General features: G+C 64.8%; 14 protein-coding genes. 3 read left to right on the top strand and 11 right to left on the bottom strand.

Going from position 1 to position 19427, the window contains the following annotated elements; translation table 11 throughout:
* Positions 1-15: 15 nt before the first annotated feature.
* Positions 16-723 (bottom strand): GntR family transcriptional regulator, encoded by a 708-nt coding sequence (locus ACI0FO_RS21065; RefSeq protein WP_416029807.1) that lies wholly within the window; start codon positions 721-723, stop codon positions 16-18.
* 128 nt (positions 724-851) lie between these two features.
* On the opposite strand from ACI0FO_RS21065, the gene ACI0FO_RS21060 reads away from it, so the two are divergent.
* The 3 genes from ACI0FO_RS21060 to ACI0FO_RS21050 are packed head-to-tail and all read left to right on the top strand — an operon-like array spanning position 852 to position 3983.
* Positions 852-1847, top strand: a complete 996-nt coding sequence (locus ACI0FO_RS21060; RefSeq protein ID WP_416029805.1) for a Bug family tripartite tricarboxylate transporter substrate binding protein — start codon at positions 852-854, stop codon at positions 1845-1847.
* A 42-nt stretch (positions 1848-1889) separates the two neighbouring features.
* Positions 1890-2690 carry an enoyl-CoA hydratase-related protein gene (locus ACI0FO_RS21055; protein WP_416029803.1) on the top strand — a complete coding sequence of 267 codons (801 nt, stop codon included), beginning with the start codon at positions 1890-1892 and terminating at the stop codon, positions 2688-2690.
* 21 nt (positions 2691-2711) lie between these two features.
* Positions 2712-3983, top strand: a complete 1272-nt coding sequence (locus ACI0FO_RS21050; protein WP_416029801.1) for a CaiB/BaiF CoA transferase family protein — start codon at positions 2712-2714, stop codon at positions 3981-3983.
* 315 nt (positions 3984-4298) lie between these two features.
* Here ACI0FO_RS21050 and ACI0FO_RS21045 read toward each other — a convergent pair whose 3' ends face one another.
* From ACI0FO_RS21045 to clpA, 10 genes are all read right to left on the bottom strand, one after another.
* A complete protein-coding gene (locus ACI0FO_RS21045) occupies positions 4299-5027 on the bottom strand; it encodes an ABC transporter ATP-binding protein (RefSeq protein ID WP_416029799.1) in 729 nt (242 codons plus the stop codon).
* Positions 5024-5827: an ABC transporter ATP-binding protein gene (locus ACI0FO_RS21040; protein WP_105556323.1), complete on the bottom strand. Its 804-nt coding sequence runs from the start codon at positions 5825-5827 to the stop codon at positions 5024-5026. The genes ACI0FO_RS21045 and ACI0FO_RS21040 overlap by 4 nt, the downstream gene beginning before the upstream one ends.
* A complete protein-coding gene (locus ACI0FO_RS21035; RefSeq protein ID WP_416029797.1) occupies positions 5824-6912 on the bottom strand; it encodes an ABC transporter permease subunit in 1089 nt (362 codons plus the stop codon). The genes ACI0FO_RS21040 and ACI0FO_RS21035 overlap by 4 nt, the downstream gene beginning before the upstream one ends.
* Positions 6909-7760, bottom strand: a complete 852-nt coding sequence (locus tag ACI0FO_RS21030; RefSeq protein WP_409516543.1) for a branched-chain amino acid ABC transporter permease — start codon at positions 7758-7760, stop codon at positions 6909-6911. Before ACI0FO_RS21030 ends, ACI0FO_RS21035 begins: the two co-directional genes overlap by 4 nt.
* Positions 7761-7994: 234 nt before the next feature.
* Positions 7995-9140 (bottom strand): branched-chain amino acid ABC transporter substrate-binding protein, encoded by a 1146-nt coding sequence (locus tag ACI0FO_RS21025; protein ID WP_332008241.1) that lies wholly within the window; start codon positions 9138-9140, stop codon positions 7995-7997.
* A 265-nt stretch (positions 9141-9405) separates the two neighbouring features.
* Positions 9406-13227 (bottom strand): trifunctional transcriptional regulator/proline dehydrogenase/L-glutamate gamma-semialdehyde dehydrogenase, encoded by a 3822-nt coding sequence (putA, locus tag ACI0FO_RS21020; protein WP_416029795.1) that lies wholly within the window; start codon positions 13225-13227, stop codon positions 9406-9408.
* A 144-nt stretch (positions 13228-13371) separates the two neighbouring features.
* Complete coding sequence (locus ACI0FO_RS21015) at positions 13372-14019, bottom strand: PqiC family protein (protein ID WP_416029793.1); 648 nt, start codon at positions 14017-14019, stop codon at positions 13372-13374.
* 5 nt (positions 14020-14024) lie between these two features.
* Positions 14025-15695 (bottom strand): intermembrane transport protein PqiB, encoded by a 1671-nt coding sequence (locus ACI0FO_RS21010; RefSeq protein ID WP_416029792.1) that lies wholly within the window; start codon positions 15693-15695, stop codon positions 14025-14027.
* Positions 15696-15737: 42 nt separating this feature from the next.
* Entirely contained in the window at positions 15738-17087 is a 1350-nt protein-coding gene (locus ACI0FO_RS21005; protein ID WP_416029790.1) for a paraquat-inducible protein A, read from the bottom strand.
* Complete coding sequence (gene clpA / locus ACI0FO_RS21000; protein ID WP_006227890.1) at positions 17087-19399, bottom strand: ATP-dependent Clp protease ATP-binding subunit ClpA; 2313 nt, start codon at positions 19397-19399, stop codon at positions 17087-17089. The genes ACI0FO_RS21005 and clpA overlap by 1 nt, the downstream gene beginning before the upstream one ends.
* Positions 19400-19427 lie beyond the last annotated feature (28 nt).

Below are 19427 nucleotides of genomic sequence, written 5' to 3'. Positions count from 1 at the left end.
TCCGGTCGGTTCGGTTCAGGATTTGCCCGCCGCGCCCGGGCGGCCACGAAGGTTGTAGGCCTTCTTGCCGCCCACATGCTTGCGGATCAACGTTTCGGCGCGTTTACCGTCGCGCGCCATCAGGGCCTGGACGAACGCCTCGTGGTCCGCGACCGCCGTCGTCCATTCGTCAAGATCGAAATTGGACTTGTAGCGCAACGCCTGAACTTGCAGGTTCAGGCGGTCATAGGACTGCGTCAGCGCCGGATTGTGGGCGGCGCGGTTGATGGCGATGTGCGTGCCCATGCTGGCCGCGAAATACGCCCGGATATCCCGCTTCTCGTAGTTTTCAAGCATCTGCGCATGCAGATCCGCGATCTGGGCAAGCTCTGTGTCCGATGCGCGCTCGGCCGCGCTGCGCACCGCCAACCCCTCCAGCACGGACAGCACATCGAAGATGTTCTCGATGTCGTCCGCCGACAACTCGATCACCATCGCCCCGCGCTTGGGCTGCAACGCCACCAGACCGTCCGAGGCCAGCATCCGATAGGCCTCGCGCAATGGCGTGCGTGAAATCTTCAGTTGTTCGCACAGGTCGCGCTCGTTAAGCCAGGTGCCCGGCTTGAGCGTGCCGTCGATGATCAGTTGCCGCAGCCGCTCGGCGACGACCGCCGGCAAGGTGGGATGGTGGATGGCCAAATCAGGGACGGATACGTCCGACATCAGGCTTTCAGGGTTAGCCATGGGTTGTTCACGCTCGCAACATCGATTATTTTTGTATCTGGTATACCAGACACCAAAGGCATACCAACCTGACCCCATCATAAATCAAGCAACACCCGGGCAGGCTTCATCCACCAAGGAGACTCCATATGAACAAGCATGTTCGCGGCTGGACACGCGCGTTGGCGCTGACAACCAGCCTGGCCGCCGCCGGCCCCGCCCTGGCGCAAGACCCGGCGAAGTGGCCGGAACGCCCCATCCGCCTGGTCGTCGGCTTTGTGCCGGGCGGCGGCACCGACGTGTCGGCCCGCATCGTTTCGGCGCGCCTGTCCACGTTGCTGGGCCAGCAGATCGTGGTCGAAAACAAGCCGGGCGCGTCCGGATTGATCGCGGCCGACTACGTCGCCAAGGCCGACCCGGACGGCTACACGCTGCTGCTGGCCAATATGCAATCCACGGTCGCCGCCCCCTATGTCGTGCAGTCCAGCATCGACCCGATCCGCGATTTCACCGCAGTGCGCTACATCGGTTCAGTGCCCAACGTGCTGGTCGTGAATCCGGCCAAACGCAGTTATGCCACCGTCCAGAACCTGGTGGACGACGCCCGGGCCAAGCCCAAGCAACTGCTGTACGCCTCGTCCGGCATGGGTAGCCCCCAACACCTGAGCGCCGCGCGTTTCTCGCAGATCGCCGGCGTGTCGATGGAGCACGTTCCGTATAAGGGCAGCGGCCAGGCGATGACCGACCTGCTGGGCGGCAGCGTGGACATGAACTTCGACACCCTGCCCGGCGCGATCAACCAGATCCAGGCGGGCAAGCTGCGCCCGCTGGCGGTGACCAGCGCGCAACGCAGCAAGCGGCTGCCCGATGTGCCGACGCTTGCCGAATCCGGCATCAAGGGCCTGGACATCGTGCAGTGGTACGCCGTGCTGGCGCCCGCCAAGCTGCCCCGGCCGATCCTGGACAAGCTGGACCGGGCGCTGGCGCAGACCCTGGCAGACCCCGAGATCGCGGCCAAGCTGGCCGAGCAGGGAATGGATCTGGGCGGCGGACCGCAGACCCCCGCGGCTTTCGCCGCCTATGTGCAAGACGAATGGGCCAAGTACGGCAAGCTCACCGCCAGCCTTGGCCTGACGAAGCAATGATCCCTTGCGGGGCCCGCCCCCGCGCCTGACAAAAGGAACACCATGAGCGCTACCCCTACCCCCGACTCCTCGCCCATCCTGCTGCAACGCGACGGCGACATCGCGACCGTGGTGCTGAACCGCCCGGAAAAGCTCAACGCGTTCACGATCGACGGCTGGCGCCTGCTTGGCGACATCTTCCTGGAACTGGACCGCGACGACGGCGTGCGCTGCGTACTGCTGCGGGGCGCGGGCGAAAAGGCGTTCTCGCCGGGTAACGACATCAGCGAATTCGAAACCGCGCGCAGCAACAAGCGGCAGGCAGTGGAATACGGCGCCGTCATGCGCCGGACGATCGAAGCCATCGGCGGTTGCCGCCACCCCGTGGTCGCGCAAATCCACGGCATCTGCGTCGGCGGCGGACTGGAAATCGCCAGCTTGGCCGATCTGCGCATCTGCGGTGAAAGCTCGCGGTTCGGCATTCCGATCAAGAACCTGGGACTGGTGATGTCGTACTCGGAACTGGCGCCGCTGGTGCGTCTTGTCGGACCGACGACCGCGCTGCAAGTGCTGCTGGAAGGGACGATTTTCGACGCCGCCGAAGCGCTGCGCCTGGGTGTGGTCACGCGCGTCGTGCCGGACGGCCAGGTGGCCGAGCAAGCCCGGGCCGCCGCGCGCCGCATTGCCGACGGGGCGCCGCTGGTGGCGCGCTGGCACAAGAAATTCGTGCGCAACCTCGTCCAGGGCAAAGCACTGACCGACGCCGACCGCGACGAAGCCTTCGACTGCTTCGACACCGAGGATTTTCGCGCCGGCTACCGCGCTTTCCTGGCCAAGGCCAAACCGCAATTCAGCGGCCGTTGAATCAGACATCAAGGAACATGCATGCATAACGATATCCGCGGCCCCGGCCGCCCGCTACCCGCGAATGCCGATGCGCCCGCCGGCGCACTGGCCGGCATGCGCGTGATCGAGCTGTCGCAAATCATGGCCGGCCCGACTTGCGGGATGATGCTGGCCGATCTTGGCGCCGACGTCATCAAGGTCGAGAAAATCGATGGCGGCGACGATTCCCGCCAATATCGCGACCCGCAGATCAACGGCATCTCGGCGCCCTACCTGATGCTCAACCGCAACAAGCGCGCCATCGCGCTGGACTTGAAACATCCCGAAGGCAAGAAGGTCTTGCTGCGCATGATCCGGGACGCCGACGTCGTGACCGAGAACTTCCGCAAAGGCACGATGGAAAAGCTGGGCCTGGGCTACGACACCCTGCGCAAGGAGAACCCGGGCCTGATTTATTGCGCCGTCTCGGGCTATGGCACCACCGGCCCCTACGCCGACAAAGGCGGGTTCGATCTGGTGGCGCAGGGGTTTTCGGGCTTGATGGCCATTACCGGCGAACCCGGCGGCCCGCCGTTGCGCACGGGAAACTCCGTGGCCGATATCAATGCGGGCTTGCTGGCGGCGTTTGGCGTATTGGCCGCGTATCAGCACAAGCAGCGCACTGGTGAAGGCCAGATCGTAGAGACCTCATTGCTGGAGGCCAGCCTGCAGCAGCTGTATTGGCACGCCGCGATCTACTTCGGCAGTGGCGTGTCGCCCGGCCCCACCGGATCGGCGCATGTGCTCAGCGCGCCCTACCAGGCGTTTCCGACGGGCACCGACTGGATCATCATCGGCGGCGCGAACGAAAAGAACTGGCAGCGCATCACGCAAGCGCTGGGCAAGCCCGAATGGGCAGACGATCCGCGCTTCGCACGCAACCGCGATCGCATGAATAACCGCGACGAACTGGTGGCGGAGATGTCGACCATCCTGGAGACGCGCAGCGCGCAGGAATGGCTGGACGTTTTCGACGAGGCCGGCGTGCCCGCCGGACCGGTGCATTCGATCGCGCAGGCGCTGTCGCATCCGCAGACGCTGGCGCGCGGCATGGTGGTGGAACAGGATCACCCGGTCGCCGGAAAGGTGCGCACCGTCGGCATGCCGGTGAAACTGTCGGCGACGCCTGCGCAGTATCACCGCGCGGCGCCTCGGCTGGGCGAAGACACCATCGCGATCCTGGGGGAGTTCGGCTACGGCCAGCAGGAAATCGACGCACTGGTCGAAGCCGGCGTCGTCATGGCCGTGGACCGTGAACGCGCACCGGCTTAGAACGTTTTGGGCGGGATGACTGACGGTCGGTGTTGTGAGGCAGGGTTCTTCTTTGTGAGGCAGGGTTCTTGAACCGCCGGCGTCCGAACTGCGGGATTCCGATGCTCGCCCCCGTGGGGCTGCGCTTCGGATCCCTCCGCCCGGCCACCGGCTCACGGCATCTGCCCATGAACGGGGTCCAAAACCAACGCATGAGGCCGCCGTCAGCCGAGGATCCCGGAGTCATCCGAAGCGCAGCCCCACCGGGGTGAGCATCGGAATGACGCAGGGAGGCCTCGGCGGCCAAAGAACCCGGACACCCGCAAGCTCGAAGCCCTACTCGACCTCGCCCAGATAGGCCGCGCGCACTTTGGGGTCGTGCAACATGTCGCCGGCGGGCCCGGACAGGATGATCTCACCCGACTCCATCACATAGCCGCGATGGCTATTTTCCAGCGCCAGGCGCGCGTTCTGCTCGATCAGCAGGATCGTCACGCCTTCGCTGGCGATGGTGCGAACCACCTCGAAGACCTTCTCGACCATCAAAGGCGCCAGGCCCATCGACGGCTCGTCCAGCAACAGCAGCTTCGGGCGCGCAATCATCGCGCGACCCATCGCCACCATCTGCTGCTCACCCCCGGATAAGGTGCCTGCCGCTTGCTTGCGGCGTTCGGCCAAACGCGGGAACAACGTGAAGACGCGGTCGGTGTCCTGGCGGATCTGCGCGGCATCGCGGCGGATGTACGCGCCCATCGCCAGGTTTTCCTCGATGGTCAACTGGCCGAAAATGCCGCGGCCTTCGGGCACCATGACCAGGCCCTTGCGGACCAGTTCATGCGACTTCTGGCCGCCAATCGATTGCCCACCGTAGACCACTTCGCCGCCCGCCAGCGGCACCAGGCCGCAGATGGCGCGCAACGTGGTGCTTTTGCCGGCGCCGTTGGCGCCGATCAGGCACACGAGCTCGCCTTCATCCACGCGCAAGTCGATTCCGCGCACGGCGCGGATGCCACCGTAGGCCACCTGCAAGCCGCGCAGTTCCAATAAGGGTTGGGATGCCGTCATGTTGCCGGGCTCTCCTTGTGAATCAGCGGATCCTGGGCCGCGCCGGCGCCCAGGTACGCTTCGATAACCTTGGGATCGCGTTGCACCTGGGCAGGCTTGCCCATCGCCAGCACCTTGCCGTATTCCAGCACCAGCACGCGGTCGCACAGCCCCATGACGAGTTTCATGTCGTGTTCGATCAGCAAGACCGTGACGCCATCGCCGCGGATCTTCTCGACCAGCTTGCGCAGCACCACCGTTTCCGACGCATTCATGCCCGCCGCAGGTTCGTCCAGCGCCAGCAGCTTGGGATCCGTCGCCAGCGCGCGCGCGATCTCAAGACGCCGCTGGTCGCCATAAGGCAGCGAACGCGCGACGTCGTTGGCGCGATGGCCGATGCCCACGTAATCCAGCAGCTCTTGCGCCCGCGCCTCGATGGCGGCCTCTTCGGCACGCGTGCCGCGCGTGCGCAGCACCGCGCCCAGCACGCCGGCCTTGGTGCGCATGTGGCGGCCGATCATCACGTTCTCGATGGCGGACAGATTGGCGAACAGGCGGATGTTTTGAAAGGTGCGCGCCAGGCCCGCGAACGCGACCTCGTGCGGCTTCTTCCCCGACAGGGACACGCCGTTGAAGGTGCAGCTGCCCTCTTCCGGGATGTACAGGCCGGTCAGCACATTGAACAGCGTGGTCTTGCCCGCGCCGTTCGGGCCGATCAACCCATAGATTTCGCCTTGCTCGATATCGAAGCTGACGTCGGACAAGGCCTGCAGGCCGCCGAAGCGTTTGCCCAGGCCCTGCGCTTGCAGCAACTTGCTCATGCCCCGCCTCCTTGCGCCTTGGTCGCGAGTTCGCGCTTGCGCACCGCCGACGGCCACAGGCCCGCCGGGCGGAACAGCATGACGCACACCATCGCCAAGCCGAACAGCAGCATGCGGATGCCTTCGGGGTCCAACACCACGGCGCCGAACACCATGTGCTGGAAGGGTTCGACCACCGCGCGCAGGAACTCTGGCAACGCCGCCAGGATCAGGGCGCCCAGGATCACGCCGGGGATGTGCCCCATGCCGCCCAGCACCACCATGCACAGGATCGAGATGGATTCCATCAGCGAGAAACTCTCGGGGCTGACAAAGCCCTGCATCGATGCAAACAGCGCACCCGCGACGCCGCCGAACGAGGCGCCCATCGCGAACGCCAACAGCTTGATGTTGCGGGTGTTGATGCCCATCGCCTTGGCGGCGATCTCATCTTCGCGGATGGCTTCCCATGCGCGGCCGATACGCGAATTCTGCAGGCGCACGCACACCACGATGATGATGAGCGTCAGCGCCAGCAGCAGGTAGTAGTATTTCTCCGGGCCGGTGAACCGGATGCCGAACAAGCTTTCCGTCCGTCCAAACGCGAACTCGCCCACCTTGAAGGTGTCGATGCGATTGATGCCCTGCGGCCCGTTGGTGATATTGACCGGTGCGTTCAGGTTGTTCAGGAAGATGCGGATGATTTCCCCGAAGCCCAAGGTCACGATCGCCAGATAATCGCCTCGCAACTTCAGCGTTGGCGCCCCCAGCAGCACGCCGAACAGGCACGCCACGGCCAGCGCGATCGGCAAGATCGCCCAGAACGGCAGATGCAGCCCGAAGTGCGGCGACGCCAGCAAGGCCCAGGTGTAAGCCCCCACCGCGTAGAACGCGATGTAGCCCAGATCCAGCAGGCCGGCAAAGCCCACCACGATGTTCAGGCCCAACGACAGCATCACGTACAGCAACGCGAAATTCAGGATGCGCACCCAGCTCTGGCCGGCCATGCCGATCACGAACGGCAACACCGCCAGCACGATACCGATCAGCGCAATGCCGATCAGGTTGCGGGTCGACAGCCCGCTGGTTTTCAACGTGGCGTTCATGCGCGGTCCCCCACACGTTCGCCCAGCAGGCCGGACGGACGGAAGATCAGCACCAGCACCAACACGAAGAACGCGAACACATCCTGGTAATGGCTGCCGAGAAAACCGCCGGTCAGGTCGCCGATATACCCGGCGCCCAGCGATTCAATGATGCCCAGCAGCAAACCGCCGGCCATCGCGCCCACCATGTTGCCAATGCCGCCCAGCACCGCGGCCGTGAAGGCCTTCAGGCCCAGCATGAAGCCCATCGTGTATTGCGACACGCCGTAATAGGTGGCGACCATCATGCCCGCCACGGCGGCCAGCGCCGACCCGATCAGGAACGCCGCCGAAATGACCGTATTGATGTTGACGCCCATCAGGCCCGCCACTTCGCGGTTCTGCGCGGTGGCGCGCATCGCGGTGCCCAAGCGGGTCTTGTGCACCACGGCCAGCAGGCCGCCCATGATCAGCGCCGCGATCACCACGATGGCGATCTGCAACGAGCTCATGCGCGCGCCGGCGAATTCGAATACATGGGGCGACAGCACCTGCGGGAAGTTCAGATAGTTGCGGCCCCAGCCCATCATCGCCACGTTCTGCAGGATGATGGACACGCCGATCGCCGTGATCAGCGCCGCCAGGCGCGGCGCGCGGCGCAGCGGCCGGTAGGCCACGCGCTCCGCCGTCCAGCCCACCGCCATGCACAACGGCACGGATACCAGCAGGCCCACGCCCAGCACCACGAACGCGGATACGCCGGGATCGCCGCCCACCAGCGAGATGGCGATGGTGGTGGCCGCCATGGCGCCGATCATGACGACGTCGCCATGCGCGAAGTTGATCAGCCCGATGATGCCGTACACCATGGTGTAGCCAAGGGCGACCAGGGCGTACACGCTGCCTAGCGTGACGCCGTTAATCAGTTGTTGAATGAAGATATCCATAGGGGCCGCGGAAATAAGCCTGGAAAAGTCGCGCGAGCCGCGCGGCCGGAGCCGTCACGGGCCGGGCGCGGGATGCGCGCCGCACACGCCGGGCGGCGCGTGCGGACAGAGCGGGCGGATGCCGGCATGGCCGGAGTCCGCCCTGTTCAACCCGCCTTAGTTGGCTTGGCTGACCATCGTTTCAACCATCTCCCACTTGCCGTTCTTGACTTCGTAGATGGTGACCGAGATTTCCTTCAGATCGCCGCGGGCATCGTAAGAGATGTGCTCGCTGGTGGCGCCCTTGCGGTTCAGCTTGGCCAGCACGGGCAGGTATTTCTCGGGCTTGGCCGAGCCGGCCTGCTCGATGGCGCTGATCATGTTCCAGGCGCCGTCATAGGCGTAGGGCGCATAGACGCCGGGGGCTTTCTTGAAGCGGGCCTGATAGCGCTGTTCGAAATCCTTGCCTGCGGCCATCTTGTCCAGCGGCACGCCAGCAAGCGACGCGAAGGTGCCGTTGGCGGCGTCGCCGGCCAGCTTGATGAACGTATCGCTGCGGGTCATTTCACCCGACACCAGCGGCGCCTTCAAACCCAGGGTGGCCAATTGGCGCTTCATCGGGCCGGATTGCGCATCCAGGCCGCCGTAGAAGATCGCGTCGGGCGCCGAGCCCTTGATGTTGGTCAGGATGGCCGTGAAGTCGTTGGCCTTGTCCGTCGTGTATTCGCGGCGGACCACTTCGCCGCCGGCAGCCTTGACGGCCTTTTCGACTTCATCAGCCAGGCCTTGGCCATAGGCGGTGCGGTCATCGATGATCGCGACCTTCTTGGCCTTCAGGTTCTGCACCATGAACTTGCCGACCGCGGCGCCCTGCTGCGTGTCGCTGGTCATCATTCGGAACGTGGTTTCGTAACCCTGCTTGGTGTATTCGGGCGACGTCGCCATGGCGATCTGCGGCAGGCCGGCCTCGTGATAGACGCGCGACGCGGGAATCGTCGTACCCGAGTTGAAGTGGCCGAGGATGCCCACGACATCCTGGTCGACCAGTTGCTGCGCCACCTGCACGCCCACCCGCGGATCGGCTTGGTCGTCGCGCGACACCAGCACGAACTTGGCCGGCTGGCCGTCAACCTTGATGCCCTTCTTGTTCGCTTCTTCCAGGGCCAGGTTCAGGCCGTTCTGCATGTCCTCGCCGTAGTGCGATTGCGGGCCGGTCAGCGGCGCGGCGAAGCCTAGCTTGATGTCGGCGGCTTGCGCGGCGGCGGTCATGCCGACGGCGGCGATGCTGGCGGCGAGAAGCTTCAAAGTGGTGCGGAACTTCATGGGGAACCCTCCGGGATGTCGGACTTAAGGCCTTGTTATACCTGAGCTTTTAGCCAGGTTTTTGGTTTCTTTTACTACCGCAGGCCCGGCGGTGGCCAGGTCCTGCGCATGCATTTTCTGCAAAGTCCGGATGCCGGGTTGCGACAACCGTACTTGAGGTGCGACCGGATTTTGCTTCCAGTGCAACCTTGGCCGATATTGGAGATAACCCTTGGTTACTCGGCGATAACCCCCGACCCCTTGGAGGTTACCGCGCGGTCACTTTTTAGCCGATGGTCATGAGGCTGGCGTTGCCCCCTGCCGCGGCCGTATTGACGCTGATGGAGCGTTCGGTCAGCAAGCGTTCCGGCACGTAAGCCGCCCCTGCCGCGAGGGCATCGGACGTCAGCCCATGCACAGACAAGATGGCGCCCGGCCGCTGCGCGATGCGCTGGTTCAGCGCCTGTAGCGCATCGCCGTCGCCCTCGAACAGCACCGCTTGGTAATCCGCCTGATCGACCTCGTCGTCGGCCAGAATGCCGGCCTGCCCTTGCTGCTCGGCATCCAGCGTGGCCAGCAACGCCTGCGCGGCCGGCGTATCCGCGAACCAGGCATGGTTGCCTGTCAAGCGGGCCACCGACCACTGCGCGCGCGCGCCGGCTTCGGTGGCCGCCACGCAATACACGGCGCCACGCGGTTCGACCATATAGGTGTTGGTCTCGCCGGTAGGACCGGGCAACGCCATGCGTTGCGGCAACGGCGCGGTCGGGTCCAGCGCCGGCGGCAAGCCCGCCGGACGCGTGCCCAGCAGGCGATACATATACAGGGGACCGCCCGCTTTGGGGCCGGTGCCGGACAAGCATTCGCCGCCAAAGGGCTGCACGCCCACGACCGCCCCGACGATGTTGCGGTTGACGTAGACGTTGCCGGCGTGGACCTGCCCCGTCACGTGCGCGATGGTTTCGTCGATGCGGGTATGCACGCCGAACGTCAGGCCGTAGCCGGTGCCGTTGATGGCATCCAGCAAGGCATCCAGTTCCTCGCGCTTGTAGCGCACCACGTGCAGTACCGGGCCGAACACCTCGCGCGTCAGTTCGCTGATGTGGTCGATCTCGATGATCGTGGGGGCCACGAAGGTGCCATGGCGGCACTCGCCGTTCAGCTCCACCTGGTCAACGCGATGGCCCGCAGTGCGCATCGTTTCAATGTGGCGCTGGATGCCGTTGCGGGCCTCGGTATCGATGACGGGCCCCACGTCCACCGACAGGCGGTCCGGGTTGCCCACGCTAAGCTCGCGCATCGCGCCGCGCAACATCGTCAGCACGTAGTCGGCGTTGTCTTCCTGCACGCACAACACACGCAGCGCCGAACAGCGTTGGCCAGCCGAATCGAAGGCGGAGCTCAGCACGTCGAACACCACTTGTTCGGACAGCGCGGACGAATCGACCACCATCGCGTTCTGGCCGCCCGTTTCGGCGATCAATGGGATGGTGTGCCCATCGTCGTCCAGGCGATCGGCCAGGGTGCGCGCGATAATGCGCGCCACGTCGGTCGACCCGGTGAACATCACGCCGCGCACGGCGGGGCTGGCCACCAGTTGAGCGCCCACGGTTTCGCCACGGCCGGGCAGCAGTTGCACGGCCCCCGCGGGCACGCCGGCCGCGCGCAGGATGGCGACGGCTTGCGCGGCGATCAGCGGCGTCTGTTCGGCGGGCTTGGCTACGACGGTATTACCGGCGGCCAGCGCGGCCGCGACCTGGCCCGTGAAGATGGCCAGCGGGAAGTTCCACGGGCTGATGCACAGCACCGTGCCCAACGGGCGGTGCGTGTCGTTGCTGAATTCCTGTTCTGCCTGGTCGGCGTAGTAGCGCAGGAAATCCACGGCTTCGCGCACTTCGGCGATGGCGTTGGGCAGCGACTTGCCGGCTTCGCGCACGATCAAGCCCAGCAGCGTCTGCATCTGCTCTTCCAGCAATTGCGCGGCGCGGCGCAGGCACTGCGCCCGCTCTGCCACCGGCGTCGACTGCCAGATGGGCGCGGTGTTGGCGGCGGCGCGCAACGCGGCGTCGGCCTCGTCGGCTTGCGCCTCGATCACGTGGCCCACGACGTCGCGCAGATTGGCGGGGTTGCGCACCTCAATGGCGCGCGCCGCGTCCCATGCCTGGTCGCCCTCGCCCAGCATCGGGCCCGCGCGCCACGGCGTGCCGGCGCTGGCCAGCAACGCGGCGGACAGCGATCCCAGCCGGTGTTCGTTGGTCAAGTCCAGGCCGGCGGAATTGGCGCGTGCGCCCTGCTGCGGATTGCCGTAGAGTTCGCGCGGCAACGCGATCTTCTCGTGCGGCGCGCCCAACGGCACAATGCGCGAGGCTGCCTCCACCGGATCGGCCACCAGCGTTTCGACCGGAATGGTGTCGTCGCCAATCAGGTTCACGAACGAGGTGTTTGCGCCGTTTTCCAGCAGGCGGCGCACCAGGTAGGCCAGCAGTGTTTCGTGCGTGCCGACCGGCGCATAAATGCGGCAGGGGCGGTTCAGTTTGCCTTGGGCCAACGGGCCGACCACTTCGTCGTACAGCGGTTCGCCCATGCCGTGCAGGCACTGGAACTCATATTGGCCGGGATAGTAGTTCTGGCCCGCCAGTTGATAGATCGCCGCCAGCGTGTAGGCGTTGTGCGTGGCGAACTGCGGGTACACGGCTTCCGGCGCGCCCAGCAGCTTGCGCGCGCAAGCCAGGTAGGCCACGTCGGTGTAGAGCTTGCGGGTGTAGACGGGATAGCCTTCCAGGCCGTCCACCTGGGCGCGCTTGATTTCGCTGTCCCAGTAAGCGCCCTTCACCAGCCGCACCATCACGCGGTGGCGGCTGCGGCGGGCCAGGTCAATGACGTAGTCGATGACGAACGGCGCGCGCTTCTGGTAGGCCTGAATGACGAAGCCGATGCCGTTCCAGCCGTCCAGCTCGGGCGCAAAACACAGCGCCTCCAGCAGGTCCAGCGAGATCTCCAGGCGGTCAGCCTCTTCGGCGTCGATGTTCAAGCCGATATCGTAGCTGCGGGCCAACGCCGTCAGCGCCTTCACGCGCGGCAGCAGTTCCGCGATAACGCGTTCGCGCTGGCTGCGGGAATAGCGCGGATGCAGCGCCGAGAGCTTGATCGAGATGCCGGGGCCTTCGTAGATACCGCGGCCGGCCGCCGCCTTGCCAATGGCATGGATGGCCTGCTCGTAAGACGCGTAATAGCGGTCGGCGTCTTCGGCCGTGGTCGCGGCTTCGCCCAGCATGTCATACGAATAGCGGAAACCGCGCGCTTCCATCTTCCGGTTGTTAGCCAGCGCTTCAGAAATCGTCTGGCCCGATACGAACTGTTCGCCCATCATGCGCATGGCCATGTTCACGCCCTTGCGCACGAGCGGTTCGCCGCCCTTGCCGATCAAGCGGGTCAGCGCCTTGGACAGCGACTGCTCGCTGCTCACGGCCACCAGTTTGCCGGTGATCATCAGGCCCCAGGTCGCGGCGTTGACGAACAACGATTGCGAACCGCCCATGTGCGACTTCCAATCGCCGCGGGCGACCTTGTCGCGGATCAGCGCGTCGCGCGTGGCGCGGTCGGGGATGCGCAGCAGCGCTTCAGCCAGGCACATCAGCGCCACGCCTTCCTGGCTGGACAAGGAAAATTCCTGGATCAGCCCTTCGACGCCGCCGCCGCTGCGCTTGCCGCGCAGCTTCTTGACGAGGTCGGTGGCCATTGCGTGAACCTTCTCCAGATTCGGCATGCGGGCCTGGCCCAGCAGCAGCGGCACGCATTCCGGCTCGGGGCGGCGGTAGGCCGCGGTGATCGCCGCGCGCAGCACCGACTGCGGCTGCACGTCCTGGCCGAATTCGTAGAACGGCGGCGTCGGCGCCGACTGGCTGTCGCCCGCCTCGTCTTCCGTGCCTGCGTCCATGCCCAGATGCGACATTTCGGCAGGCAGATGGCCGCGCTCGATCTTGTCCAGGTAGGCAAGGATCGCCTGCTTGTGCAGCCAATGCGGCGTGCAATTGAGCTTGTGCGCGGCCGCCTTCAGGCGGTCGCGTAGTGCGTCATCGACTTTGACGCCAAGGGTCGTGCTGGCCATAAGAGATTGCTTCCTGTCGCATGGCAAAGGTAATACTGGATCCGAAAAGAACCCAGCATGGGTAGGACCGTATGCTAGACAGGTTGCAACCGCGTTTGTATTAAGGTTAACCCTAGGTTAACCATCTGAGATCATGCAGTTTTCTCAGTCTTTCAGCGCCGAGCACCCCAGCATCTGCACAGACCCCGAGCCGGCGGGGGCCTGCCCGCGCATCGCCGAAGCCATCACCCCGGCCAGACTGACCACGGCGCGTTGCTGCGCGGCAACCAGCGCCGGCACGCCGGCGTCCGAAACGGATTCCGTGACCAGGCTGCGGCATAGCAGGCCCGCGCCCTTCATATTGACGGGCCGGACGCGCCACGTCGCGTCCAATTGCGCCATGCTGCCCGATACCAGGTCGAAACGCTGCACGTCCGTCTGCACGCGCCACACGGCGGCGCCCGGACCGGGTTTGACCGCTTGCACGTCCAGCGCGCCCAGTTCACGCTTCAGCGCATCCGACAGTGCGCCGCGCAACTCGTCGCCCAGCGGCGAACTCCAACGTTCCGAATACAGCGCCGACACGCTGCCGTCGCCGGTACGCACCATCAACTGCGGCTGGTCCGCCTGAGTCGACAGGCTGACGGGCTGCACTTCGATCAAGAAGCCCGCCGGCGCCGTGGCAGACGCTGGCGCCGAGGCAGCCGGCCCCTGCAGGGTGTAGTAGTGCACCGGCGGCGACGAGCCGCAGCCCGCCAGGGCAGCGCCGGCAATCAGCAAAGACAGGACGGTACGCATCGGAGAAATAGTCATGTTCTTCAGTTCCTGACAGGGCCTGCGCCGGGAATCGGGTCATTGCCGCGGCCGCGCAGCAAGGCTTCGGGGTTCGATTGCAGGAAGTCCGCCAAGGCCCGCAGCGAACGCGCCGCGCGGCTCAGTTCCTGCATTGCCTTTTCGGTATTGACCGGCAAGGACGCGTCCGAGGCCAGCATCGCATTGATGTTCGCCATCGACTCCTTGGCCTGCTTCAGCATGCTTTGGGCTTCCGGCGCCACCTGCTTGTCCAGGCGGTTCATCAGCTTGGACGTGCTGGACAGCGTCGTGCGCAGGTCTTCGCCGATCTTGTCGAACGGAATCTTCTCGATCTTGGCGACGATATTGCTGACCTGCTGCTGCAACTGGTCAAGATTGCCCGGAATCGTCGGGATGATGGCGGGATCCGACGGCGTGAACTCCACCGGTTTGGCATTCGGGAAATTATCCAGTACGACATACAACTGGCCGGTCAGCAGGTTGGACGTGCGCAGTTGCGCGCGCAGGCCGTGCTTGATCATCACGCCCAGCAAGCGGTGGCCCGCCACGTCGCCATCCTGCACCGCGCGGTTGCGCACTTCTTCGTACACGCGGCCCAGGCGTTCCGGATACAGCGTGGCATCCACCAGCGAATAGAAGCGCTTGGAAACCGGGTCGAAGTCCAGGTTGATCTGCGTGACGTTGCCCAACGTGATGCCGTTGAAGTCGATCGGCGCGCCAACCGTCAGCCCCCGGATCGACTGATCAAAGCGCATGCGGATCGGGAAGGCCTCGCCATCCGGGTTGGCGCGGGCGGCCGACTCGGTGGGATACAGGTCGAACTTCGCGTCTGCGGGCGCTGGCGCGGCGCCGTCGCGGGCGGTCTGGACGGGCTCGAACGCCACGCCGCCCACCGCCATCGACACGAGCGACTGCGTGCGCACCTTCAATCCATCCGCGTTAACGCTTAAGTCCACGCCGCTGGCATTCCAGAAGCGCGTGCCATTGGTCACGAACTTGTCGTTCGGCGCGTCGACGAACACTTCGACGTTCACCGCCCCGCCGGTCTTGTCCAACGCGTAGCCGATCACGCGGCCCACATTGATGCGGCGGAAGTAGACCGGTGAACCGATGTCCAGCGACCCAAGGTCGGATGCCTTCAGCACGAAGCGCTTGCCCGCGCGGTCATGCGTAACCGCGGGCGGGATTTCCAACCCTTCGAAATTCAGTTTGGTGGCCTTGCTGGTAGACCCGTTCTTGCCTTCGACCGCATCCACGCCGATATACGCGCCCGACAAGAGCGTGCCCAACCCCGACACGCCGCTTACGTCCAAGCGCGGCCGAACCACCCAGAAATTGGTGCCTTCCCGCGCCAGGTCGGCTACTTCCTTGGCCAGTTCGGCCTTCACGACCACCTTGCTGCGATCGCTATTGAAACCGATGGATTTGACCGTGCCGATGTTCACGTCTTTGTAACGCAGCTGGGTCTTGCCCACTTCCAGCCCTTCGGCCGTGTTGAATGAAATGGAAATGTCGGGACCGGCCTGCATCCAGGTGCGCACGACCAGCGATATGCCCATCAGCGCCGCCACGATCGGCACTAGCCAGATCCATGAGATCCGGCTCTTCTGCTTGCGCGAAATGGTCGGCGATTGGTACTGCTTTTCCTCACCGGATCCAGGAGCTTGGTCGGACATCAATTTTCCTTTTTCTTCTTAAGCGGGGAACCCCGGTTATTGCTAGCCCACTTCTTTACTTGCGACGGGCGCCACTGGCCCCCGCGTGTGCGGCTGCGCCTGGGCCCGGGAAGCCCTACCCGCGACCTCAGGCGCCTCGATCTCGCTCTCGCCTTCAAGATCCCAACTGCGCCGTAAATCAAAGCTCATGGCGGCCAGCATGGTCAGGATCACCACCACGCCAAAGGCCGCGGCGCCCGCGCCGGCGCTGATTTCCATCAGTCCCTGAAAATCGGCCAGCGCCGCCAGCAATATAACGACAAAAACGTCCAGCATCGACCACTGGCCGATGAACTCGACCATTTGATACAAGCGGGTACGCGGACGCAAATTGGTCGTGCTGCGCCATTGCTCGGTCAACAACAGCAGTATCAGCGCCAGCAATTTGGTCAACGGCACGGCGACGCTGGCGATGAAGACAATCAGCGCGATGTCCCAGGAGCCCATTTCCCAAAGCTCGACCACACCGCCCAGAATAGTATGGGCACTGTCGCCCAGCACCGAACTGACCTGCATGACCGGCAGCACGTTGGCGGGAATGTAGAACACGACCGCCGCCAACAGCAGCGCCCACGTGCGGGCCAAATGATCCGGCTTGCGATAATGCACCATCGCGTCGCAGCGCACGCAATGGTGTTCTTCTTCGGGGTCCGCGTCGCGCGGCAGCGCCTGCACTTGGCCGCAGACATGGCAGCCGGCCAGCACCGTATCGGGCGCACTTTCAGGAATGTGCACGGGCGCCACGCCCGAAGATTCCGCGAAACGCCACAGCACATGCGGCGACAGCCGTCCCAGCATGGTCAGAAGAATGGTCAGCACGCCAAATGCGCCCAGCCCGATGCCCGGCGACACCGCGGCCATCCCGGCCAGTTTCACCACCGCGACCAGCACGCCCAGCAGGAACACGGGCACCATGCACCACGGCCGCAGCACGCCCAACAGGCGCATCGCCCCCCGGAAGGCGGCAGGTTCGCGGCCTTGCGACAAGGGGCCCAGCACCCAGAGCAACACGGTCAGTTGCAGCAGAGGCAACGCAAAGCCGGCCAGCCCCGTCATGACGGCGACCACCCAATGGCCTTGGCGCCAGGTGATGGAAATCGCGTCCAGCAGCGATGCTTGCTGCACCATGCCCTGAACGGACATGGAAGCGACCGGATAGGCGTTGGCCACCCCGAAGATAATCAGGGCGGTGATGGCGAGGGCCAGCCAATTGGACAAAGTAAGCCCGCTGTATCGCCAGAGTGTGGCTCCGCAGCGGGCGCAATTGGCAGTCTCTCCAGGTTCAAGCTGATGTCGGCGATAAACGCTTGCGCAGTGTTCGCACTCGATCAGCGGCTGGCGGTCCGCGGTCATCAGTCGATCAGTTCAACTTCCTGCTTATCCGGCGCATCCGACGAAGGCGGCTTGCCGCTGTCGTCGAAGTCCAGCGTCACCTTGCCCGCATCGTCCAGGTCGACCGTGACCGAACCGCCATCGACCAGCTTGCCGAACAGCAGCTCGTCGGCCAACGCGCGGCGAATGGTGTCCTGGATGAGACGTTGCATGGGACGCGCGCCCATGAGCGGGTCGAACCCCTCCTTGGCAAGGTGTTCGCGCAGTTTCGTGGTGAACACGGCTTCCACGCGGCGCTCATGCAATTGGTCTTCCAGCTGCATGAGGAACTTGTCCACCACGCGCAGGATGACCTCGCGGTCCAGCGCGGCGAACGGAATGATCGCATCAAGGCGGTTGCGGAATTCAGGCGTGAACATACGGCGGATTTCCGCCATTTCGTCGCCCAGCATCCGCGAATTGGCAAACCCGATCGACGGACGGTTCAAGGTTTCGGCGCCCGCGTTCGTCGTCATGATCAGGATGACGTTGCGGAAGTCCGCCTTGCGGCCGTTGTTGTCGGTCAGCGTGCCGTGGTCCATGACCTGCAGCAGGATGTTGAACACATCCGGGTGGGCCTTTTCGATTTCGTCCAGCAGCAGCACGCAATGCGGCTGCTTGGTGATGGCTTCGGTCAAGAGGCCGCCCTGGTCGAACCCGACATATCCCGGCGGCGCGCCGATCAGGCGCGATACCGCATGGCGTTCCATGTATTCCGACATGTCGAAACGCAGCAGCTCGACCCCAAGCGTGAACGCCAGTTGGCGTGCCACTTCGGTCTTGCCCACCCCGGTGGGACCCGACAGCAGGAACGCGCCGATCGGCTTTTCCGGCTTGCCCAGGCCCGAACGCGCCATCTTGATGGCGGCGGCCAGCGCATCGATCGCGCCGTCCTGGCCGAACACGACCGTTTTCAGGTCGCGGTCCAGCGTGGCCAGCTTGCTGCGGTCGTCGTTGGAAACGGACTGCGGCGGAATGCGGGCGATCTTGGACACGATGTTTTCGATGTCCACCTTGCCGATCACCTTTTTCTGACGCGAACGCGGCAGCAGGCGCTGTGCGGCGCCGGCCTCGTCGATCACGTCGATGGCCTTGTCGGGCAGATGACGGTCATTGATGAAGCGCGCGGACAGTTCGGCGGCCGCCGACAAGGCCGCAGCCGAGTAGCGCACGCTGTGGTGTTCTTCAAAGCGGCTCTTCAGCCCGCGCAGGATCTGCACGGTTTGCTCGACGCTGGGCTCCGGCACGTCGATTTTCTGGAACCGGCGCGACAGCGCGTGGTCCTTTTCGAACACGCCGCGATATTCGGTGTACGTGGTCGCGCCAATGCACTTGAGCTGCCCGGAAGACAGGGCCGGCTTCAGCAGGTTGGACGCGTCCAGCGTGCCGCCCGACGCCGAACCGGCGCCGATCAGCGTGTGGATCTCATCGATGAACAGGATCGCATCGGGGTTGCCGCGGATCTGCTTGAGCACGCCCTTCAGACGCTGTTCGAAATCGCCGCGGTACTTGGTGCCGGCCAGCAGCGCGCCCATGTCCAGCGAAAAGACCTGGGCCGCCTGCAGGATTTCGGGCACTTCGCCACGCGTGATGCGCCAGGCCAGGCCTTCGGCGATGGCGGTCTTGCCCACGCCGGCCTCGCCAACCAGCAGCGGGTTGTTTTTGCGGCGGCGGCACAACACCTGGATCACGCGCTCGACTTCGTGCTCGCGCCCGATGAGGGGATCGATGCGGCCCGCCAGCGCAGCGGCGTTCAAGTCGGTGGCGTACTGGTCCAGTGGCGACTGACGCGATTCGCCCTGCTCTTCACCATTGGTCTGCTGCTCTTTCTGCACGGCGGCGGACTCCACCTGGGGCTGTTTGGTAATGCCATGCGACAGGAAATTGACCACATCCAGCCGTGTCACGCCCTGCTGTTGCAGGTAATACACAGCGTGGGAGTCCTTTTCGCCGAATATGGCCACCAGCACATTCGCGCCAGTGACCGGTTTCTTGCCGGTGCCCCCTGCGGAAACGTGCATGATGGCGCGCTGGATCACGCGCTGGAAACCTAGCGTCGGCTGTGTGTCGACTTCGGCGCCACTGGGGATCACGGGTGTGTTCTCCGAGACGAACTGGCGCAGGTTGCGGCGCAAGTCGTCCAGGTTCGCCGCGCAAGCGCGCAGAACCTCGACAGCCGAAGCGTTATCGAGCAGTGCCAACAGCAGGTGCTCGACGGTAATAAATTCATGTCGGGCCGAACGGGCCTCGACGAAAGCCATATGCAGGCTGACTTCAAGCTCTTGAGAAATCACGCTTCCTCCGTATTGCATCGAAGCGGTC

This window comes from Achromobacter marplatensis, assembly GCF_049060505.1.
Classification (GTDB): domain Bacteria; phylum Pseudomonadota; class Gammaproteobacteria; order Burkholderiales; family Burkholderiaceae_B; genus Achromobacter; species Achromobacter marplatensis_A.
The sequence above is the reverse complement of the archived record's forward strand: the minus strand, read 5'-3'. Positions and strand labels throughout refer to the sequence as shown.

Bases quoted from the DNA above. Each gene is read 5' to 3' on its own strand.
- ACI0FO_RS21065 (WP_416029807.1), bottom strand. From the start codon at position 723: ATGGCTAACCCTGAAAGCCTGATGTCGGACGTATCCGTCCCTGATTTG.
- ACI0FO_RS21060 (WP_416029805.1), top strand. From the start codon at position 852: ATGAACAAGCATGTTCGCGGCTGGACACGCGCGTTGGCGCTGACAACC.
- ACI0FO_RS21055 (WP_416029803.1), top strand. From the start codon at position 1,890: ATGAGCGCTACCCCTACCCCCGACTCCTCGCCCATCCTGCTGCAACGC.
- ACI0FO_RS21050 (WP_416029801.1), top strand. From the start codon at position 2,712: ATGCATAACGATATCCGCGGCCCCGGCCGCCCGCTACCCGCGAATGCC.
- ACI0FO_RS21045 (WP_416029799.1), bottom strand. From the start codon at position 5,027: ATGACGGCATCCCAACCCTTATTGGAACTGCGCGGCTTGCAGGTGGCC.
- ACI0FO_RS21040 (WP_105556323.1), bottom strand. From the start codon at position 5,827: ATGAGCAAGTTGCTGCAAGCGCAGGGCCTGGGCAAACGCTTCGGCGGC.
- ACI0FO_RS21035 (WP_416029797.1), bottom strand. From the start codon at position 6,912: ATGAACGCCACGTTGAAAACCAGCGGGCTGTCGACCCGCAACCTGATC.
- ACI0FO_RS21030 (WP_409516543.1), bottom strand. From the start codon at position 7,760: ATGGTGTACGGCATCATCGGGCTGATCAACTTCGCGCATGGCGACGTC.
- ACI0FO_RS21025 (WP_332008241.1), bottom strand. From the start codon at position 9,140: ATGAAGTTCCGCACCACTTTGAAGCTTCTCGCCGCCAGCATCGCCGCC.
- putA (WP_416029795.1), bottom strand. From the start codon at position 13,227: ATGGCCAGCACGACCCTTGGCGTCAAAGTCGATGACGCACTACGCGAC.
- ACI0FO_RS21015 (WP_416029793.1), bottom strand. From the start codon at position 14,019: ATGACTATTTCTCCGATGCGTACCGTCCTGTCTTTGCTGATTGCCGGC.
- ACI0FO_RS21010 (WP_416029792.1), bottom strand. From the start codon at position 15,695: ATGTCCGACCAAGCTCCTGGATCCGGTGAGGAAAAGCAGTACCAATCG.
- ACI0FO_RS21005 (WP_416029790.1), bottom strand. From the start codon at position 17,087: ATGACCGCGGACCGCCAGCCGCTGATCGAGTGCGAACACTGCGCAAGC.